This window comes from Pseudomonas avellanae BPIC 631 (assembly GCF_000444135.1).
GTDB classification, from domain to species: Bacteria; Pseudomonadota; Gammaproteobacteria; order Pseudomonadales; family Pseudomonadaceae; genus Aquipseudomonas; species Aquipseudomonas avellanae.
This window is the reverse complement of sequence record NZ_ATDK01000092.1, coordinates 1-4,601: the sequence shown is the minus strand read 5'-3', so window position 1 is coordinate 4,601 and position 4,601 is coordinate 1. Positions and strand designations below refer to the sequence as shown.

Annotated in this window: 5 protein-coding genes and 2 pseudogenes; 3 read left to right on the top strand and 4 right to left on the bottom strand. The window is 51.8% G+C overall.

Annotated features, from left to right (window positions below; all coding sequences use genetic code 11):
- Nucleotides 1–193 (top strand): annotated as a pseudogene (locus tag DW49_RS1000000133585) (ATP-binding protein); the annotation flags it as partial.
- A 96-nt stretch (nucleotides 194–289) separates the two neighbouring features.
- On the opposite strand, the gene DW49_RS0106790 reads toward DW49_RS1000000133585, so the two are convergent.
- On the bottom strand, nucleotides 290–889 hold the full coding sequence (locus DW49_RS0106790) for a YopT-type cysteine protease domain-containing protein (protein ID WP_229687574.1): 600 nt from the start codon (nucleotides 887–889) through the stop codon (nucleotides 290–292).
- 436 nt (nucleotides 890–1,325) lie between these two features.
- Between DW49_RS0106790 and DW49_RS0106785 the strand changes: the two are divergent.
- Nucleotides 1,326–1,595: pseudogene (locus DW49_RS0106785) on the top strand (Y-family DNA polymerase); the annotation flags it as partial.
- Between the two features lie 71 nt (nucleotides 1,596–1,666).
- On the opposite strand, the gene DW49_RS0106780 reads toward DW49_RS0106785, so the two are convergent.
- The 3 genes from DW49_RS0106780 to DW49_RS0106770 all read right to left on the bottom strand — a co-directional run bounded on the left by DW49_RS0106780 (nucleotide 1,667) and on the right by DW49_RS0106770 (nucleotide 2,677).
- Complete coding sequence (locus DW49_RS0106780; RefSeq protein ID WP_005614676.1) at nucleotides 1,667–1,906, bottom strand: TIGR03758 family integrating conjugative element protein; 240 nt, start codon at nucleotides 1,904–1,906, stop codon at nucleotides 1,667–1,669.
- A complete protein-coding gene (locus tag DW49_RS0106775; RefSeq protein ID WP_003381923.1) occupies nucleotides 1,903–2,265 on the bottom strand; it encodes an integrative conjugative element protein, RAQPRD family in 363 nt (120 codons plus the stop codon). Before DW49_RS0106775 ends, DW49_RS0106780 begins: the two co-directional genes overlap by 4 nt.
- Before the next feature lie 79 nt (nucleotides 2,266–2,344).
- Nucleotides 2,345–2,677, bottom strand: coding sequence for a DUF4177 domain-containing protein (locus DW49_RS0106770; RefSeq protein WP_005614677.1), 333 nt, complete (start codon nucleotides 2,675–2,677; stop codon nucleotides 2,345–2,347).
- A 454-nt stretch (nucleotides 2,678–3,131) separates the two neighbouring features.
- Between DW49_RS0106770 and DW49_RS0106765 the strand changes: the two genes are divergently transcribed.
- Complete coding sequence (locus DW49_RS0106765) at nucleotides 3,132–4,439, top strand: MFS transporter (RefSeq protein WP_005614680.1); 1,308 nt, start codon at nucleotides 3,132–3,134, stop codon at nucleotides 4,437–4,439.
- Nucleotides 4,440–4,601 lie beyond the last annotated feature (162 nt).

Sequence of the window (4,601 nt, the reverse complement as noted above, 5' to 3'; positions counted from 1 at the left end):
TGTTTTCGAAAAAATCAGCCACCAACTAACGGAAAATTCAAATCTTATCAATAGCTTAGCTTGCAGGTTATGGGTAACTTATTTCGAAAACAGTACACTAGACTGGTTGGTGCACAACGCTTATCATATCGAGCTGAAGGGCGAATCGATGCGCAGATGCGCAAAAAAAACGACGGCAGGGACTTCAGACTAAAAATGTAATCTGCTGGGCTTCGACGGCCTGTCCAAATAATCGGGCTGGGTCTCCAAGTGTCGTGGAATCCACAAGGTAGAGCTTGGAGACTTCAAGTCAGTGTATTTTTGAAGCGAATACCTGAACGCCGATTAAAGGCAGCCCATCTGCCGATGATATGTTTTCGATAGTATCAGCCAACGCTTTCGAGTGTGTATGAAACTCTCCGAGATTGGGATCAAATAAAGTCGCTCTTTTGCCATCTGATGATACAGAAAAGCCCAAAGCGTGGGCAATTTCTTGGCTGTATATCACCATTACCCCTCTCTTACTTTCTACAATTGCATCACATAAAGAGCTTTGCGCAGTTTCATCTGTGCTCACCTGCCGCCCTGACTGCTTACACGCAATTAGGAAGGGTAAACCTGAATTCGACTTGTCCTCTAGAATAGGTTGAAGCTTTAACCCCTTCAACTCAGCAGCTTGCAATAAGCTTTCTGTGCCAGCCATCGCGCCACTTGATACTCCGGGGTTTGCGGAAGCTTGCTCCATTAGGAATTTGTGCTCAGTCCGATAGAAGTTATGAACAGTACGAGCATGCACCACCCCTTCAAAGGAACCCAGAAATCTCATTCTTTCTGCCGATGCATAGGGCGTAACGTGATCTTTCCCGGCATGAATCATGTTAATCCAGCTCAATGAAAGGCCAAAGCACATTGCACGCTGACTGATGCCATGATTATTCGTGCAAATATCTTGATCGAACCTCGCCAATGTAATTGACGATAATTGGGTCGGAAGCTTTTTCCACGTCCATCACTGAACTGTGCAGGATCAGGCATTTGATTCTCGACCGAAGCCGAAGACCCAGCTTGAACAGTGGTTAGGCTTGGGTGTTTTCCGATGTGTCCAGACACGATTGTCATATTTCCAGCGCCCTATTCAAAAAGATGCGAAATGAGTGGTTTCATAAGCGGTTCAGTTCCCTGACTTTTCTGAAATGGGGCAGCCTGTTTCTCTTGGGTTTGGTACGTAAAATCAGGAACGGTTTTATGCCACGTATCATGCTATCAAAATCAGTAGGCCAAGACGGCAAAGCATGATCTTGTTTACCAAGCTCCACTCTCTCTCCGGACCTTTGGTTGATTTTCCATTCCACATAAATGGCGACATGAGTGAGCGCGTGATGTCGATCATCGAGTCCATGGTCCCAGCCTCTGAGGTGTACAGCATCGATGAGGCGTTTGCAGACCTTACGGGGATTCCTGGAGATCTCACAGCGTTCGGTCGTCGCATCCGGGCAACCATTCACAAATGCACTGGCATTCCAGTGGGCGTAGGTATTGGTCCTACGAAAACGCTCGCCAAGCTGGCCAACTACACCGCTAAGCGACTGCTATCCCATACTGGCGGCGTTGTAGACCGGGGGTTTAACGAAGGCACGGGCCTGCGCGAATAGTGAAAAAAGTCGCATTTTTATCTCCTTGGGAAAATTCAACTCAACAGCATGAAAGTCATAATCATGAACAGCACAGCCCAACGGACTGCAGAAGCTGCAGCCGCCGATCGTTCGAGGTTTCGGGTAGCCCAGCCGCGATAAATGCTCAGAAGAACCCAGACGCCCCACAGCAAAAGGATGCCCATCGCTATTCCGGTCCAGAGCGTGTTGCTGCTGGCAGGGGTGAAGCCGGCTGCGGCTTGAAAAGCGCCGATCTGGGTGGCGGACATCGTCATGGGGTGCGATCACCGCTGACGTTGTAATGGCCAGAAATTTCGACAGGGTCCCGGGGCTGTGCCCGGGAGGGAGTCAGATAGTCCTGTAATCCTTGGCGTATGCGGGCGATGTCGCTGACCAGCCTGGGATAGTCCAGGTGGTAGCGTTGAGCCGACTCGTTTGGTAGATCGGCACTCCGTTGAGCAACGGCCTCAAGCGCATTGAGCTGGCGAACCATCACCTCAACATTGGCTTGCTCGGAAGCCGTGCCAGCTGCTCGGGCATACGAGGAAAGCAGCGGTGTGCAGATGAGCACAGCAGACAGGCAGATCTGCATGCTTGAAGACGCTGGTCTGATCGCAGGGAGCTTGATTTTCACGTCGCGGGCCTTTGAAGCTGTAGGAATCTATGTCCACAGCATGACCAACGGCCCGGATCGAATCAGCTCGAAACCCTTTTTAGGTCTGTGGGGGTTTGTCCAACGAAGTGAGCGGCGCAGTGCTGCGCTTGAAGAAGAACAAGAAACCGATACCAATCGCGTAACCAAACGCCCAGCCCTGCGCGTTTTGGTTGCCAATCTGCTCATGGCCACGATTGATCTGCTGAACGCTGACGAGCTCCCACCCGTCCTGGCCGTGGCGATTCAGTACGGCCAGAGTTTCAGGGTTGTTCAGATAACCCTGAACGTCCGGCTGTGTTGTCTCATCTGTCGATTTAAACATCAACACGCCGCTGGTCACGGTTTTGTAAGGCAGGGGCACGAAGGTCTGGGTGTATTCAAAGAGTTCCATAGGACGACGTTTTTCAAGGTAAGGTGATCGGACATATCATCATCGAAAAGCTCGGCGATTGGTGTCCGGGATTTTTCCCAATCAGGAAGTCTTTTTCAGAATTTCCCTTGAGTGGTGTTTAAGACGGATTCGGGTGCACGCAGTTAACGCAATCCTCGCCCAGTATCGCGCCGGCAGGTAGGGCGAGCTGAGGGCGAAGCAACTGTCGTATCCTAGTGATCCACTTTGCCCATCAGAAGGCTTCAGTCGCACGCGATGAGTACCAAACGCAATCATTATTGACGGGCATAGCGCCTTTGCATAGAGCTCATTCAGGCGCTAACAACTCCACCATGGCCTTTATTTTTCGAGATATGGGGGAATTACGGAACCCATCAGCACAAGCGAACCACGAACGTGAGACTTAAAGTGCCCAGATCACCGCTCCCTTTACTGCGCATTAAGAAATAAACCGATGGAAACGTTTTTTATGGCTTTATCGAACCGCCCGGAAATCATTGATACCGCTGATGGCCATTCCCTTCCCAACTCAGACAACAGCGATCTTGGGAGCAATTGGCAGGTGCGTTTCTGGATGATTTTCACCGGTCAGACTCTTTCCCTGATCGGCTCCGGGCTGACCCAGTTCGTTCTCCTTTGGTGGATTACAGACACAACGGGTAGCCTGGCAGCGCTGGCAACCGCTGGGGTCGTAGCGCTCTTGCCACAGGCGCTGATCAGCCCTCTGGGAGGCATATTTGCTGACCGCTACAGTCGCCGCGTGTTGATGATTGCCACCGATATGATCAGCGCGCTGTGCATGTCGATATTGATCGTACTGTTTCTTACCGAGCGTGTTGAACTGTGGCACGTTTACTGGATGATGTTCGTACGCAGCGCGATGCAAGCTTTCCAGACGCCGGCCGCATCGGCCAGCGTGGCTATGCTTGTGCCACGCAGTTTTTTACCCCGTGCAGCGGGCCTGAGTCAGGCCATGCAGGGGATAACCCTGGTTGCTGCCGCACCGCTAGGCGCGCTCGCTATCAGCATGATCCCGCTGGGATGGGCACTGTCCATCGATGTGGTTACAGCACTATTGGGCTGCTTGCCGTTGTTGCGCTACCGTATTCCCCAGGCATTCAATAGCAACCGCACGGGCCTATCAACTCTAAGGAGTGAGTTTCGCGATGGCTTGCATTTGATCTGGAGTCACCCTGGCTTGCGCCACCTCTATGCGTTGATGGGGGGCGTGGTACTGGTGATTACGCCTTCGTTCACATTGGTGCCATTGTTGGTCAAAGAGCACTTCGGCGGTGGTGCGCCGCACGTTGCGTTTATCGATGCAATGGCAGGCGCTGGCATGCTGATAGGGGCCGTAGTTGTGGCGCTATTTGCGCCTCGCCAGCAAGTCACATGGATCCTCTGGGGCTTCGCTACCTCATGTTTCGCGCTAGCATTAACAGGTCTGATGCCGGCCGACCGCTTCAACATCGCCGCAGTGTGTTGGCTGATTAGTGGCATGTCCTTCATTCTAGGTGATGCCCCAATGACTGCATTGCTGCAAGGCACCATCCCCAATCACCTGCAAGGGCGTGGGCTTTCGTTGCTGAATATGGTCATGGGGCTAGCCGCTCCACTAGGTTTGGCGCTGACAACTCCACTAGGTGAGCTTATCGGCGTGCGATGGCTGTTTGTCGTTACCGGCGTGTTAGGCGGACTGATTTGCCTGATGGGATTTTTTTCATCCGCCGTGCGCCGTCTTGAAGACGGCACGCACTATTGATGGCCACTCACAAATAACGTTGATGGCATGGAACCGATAACGACTTTTTGGCCACTTATCTGGTTTAAGGATATTTCGATGCATAAGCTCTAGTGTACTGTTTTCGAAAAAATCAGCCACCAACTAACGGAAAATTCAAATCTTATCAATAGCTTAGCTTGC